Origin of the sequence: Streptomyces albicerus (assembly GCF_008905045.1) — a bacterium.
Taxonomy (GTDB): domain Bacteria; phylum Actinomycetota; class Actinomycetes; order Streptomycetales; family Streptomycetaceae; genus Streptomyces; species Streptomyces albicerus.
In genome coordinates, this window is sequence record NZ_VWMY01000198.1 from 1 (window position 1) to 1,085 (window position 1,085).

3 protein-coding genes are annotated in these 1,085 nt (G+C 67.8%); 1 reads left to right on the top strand and 2 read right to left on the bottom strand.

The genetic code is table 11. The features are described 5' to 3' along the window. Together GAS53_RS54875 and GAS53_RS54880 are read right to left on the bottom strand one after the other, a co-directional pair. A partial coding sequence (locus tag GAS53_RS54875) for a TetR/AcrR family transcriptional regulator (RefSeq protein WP_151485302.1) occupies positions 1–170 on the bottom strand: 170 nt, incomplete at its 3' end. Beyond that, complete coding sequence (locus tag GAS53_RS54880) at positions 167–382, bottom strand: hypothetical protein (protein WP_151485303.1); 216 nt, start codon at positions 380–382, stop codon at positions 167–169. The genes GAS53_RS54880 and GAS53_RS54875, both read right to left, overlap by 4 nt. A gap of 549 nt (positions 383–931) precedes the next feature. Here GAS53_RS54880 and GAS53_RS57535 point away from each other — a divergent pair. After that, on the top strand, positions 932–1,085 hold a 154-nt coding region (locus GAS53_RS57535; RefSeq protein ID WP_404829459.1), incomplete at its 3' end, for an NfeD family protein.

Consider the following 1,085-nt stretch of genomic DNA (forward strand, 5'->3'; position numbering starts at 1 on the left):
ATCACCGCTCGGATGAGATCGTCCTTGTCGGTGAAGTAGTGGTACAGCTGGCTCTTGCTGGCGCGGGCGGCGGCGAGGACGTGGTCGACGCCGGTCCCTTCGACGCCCCGCTCGGCGACGAGCGCGGCCGCCGCCTCGACGATGCGGGCACGTGTCTGCCCCGCGGTCACGTCTCGTGCAGGCGGGCGGACGCGACGCGTCCCGCTCGCATGATCCGTATCTTGCGGCCCTCGCAGGCCGGACAGCGCGGAGATGCCAGCGGCGAGGGCACGCGCTTGCCGTCGAGGTGGTAGACCGCGGTGATCCGGGCGTACTCGTCCACCGTCACGTCGATGTCGTACGCACTTTCCCAGCCGTGGCCGCAGTCGAGGGGACCGGTCACGAAGAACGCCGTCCCCGTGCGGCGGGTTCATGCTTGAGCGGCCCCGGATGTCGCCCTGCGACGCCCATCCGTACAGATCGCTGCGGCCAGGCCGTCCAGACTCTCCGCGCTGCTTCGCCGACCGTCGGCCTTCTTCGCGCACTGCTTCCAGGGTCCAGGCAGAACGCGTGAGCGGGGCCCGGGGGCCGGATCGCGGGCGGGAGTTCTCAGGGTGCAGAGCCGGGGCGCGAGGTGTCGGGCAATGACCGGCCGCTGGTGGCCGCCGCTGGCTTCCTTCACCGCTCGCGGCTCTGGACCGGCCGGACCGGTGGTGCCCTGTCATGGAAGATCCAGACCCGATCGACTCGTCTGTGCGGAAGGATTGAACTTCTCGGTATGGTTAAAATTACTGTAATGGTGTGAAGTATCGGCTATGGAGCGCGTTCCACCAGTACAACTCCGCCCGCTCGGCGGCGTTTCCTCTCGCAGGGGTATCGCGGCTGTCCCGTATCGGGGTCCAATGGTGAGAGTCAGGCCCTTCGCACCCGCGCCGGTCAGAAGAGGCACGCAATGGATCCATGGCTGATCTGGTTGATCATCGCAGCTGTGTTGGCTGCGGCGGAGATCTTCACCCTCACTGCTGCGCTCGGAATGCTGAGCGCGGCCGCGTTGGTCACGGCGGGGTCCGCCGCGGTCGGGCTGCCACTGCCGTTGCAGTTCTTGG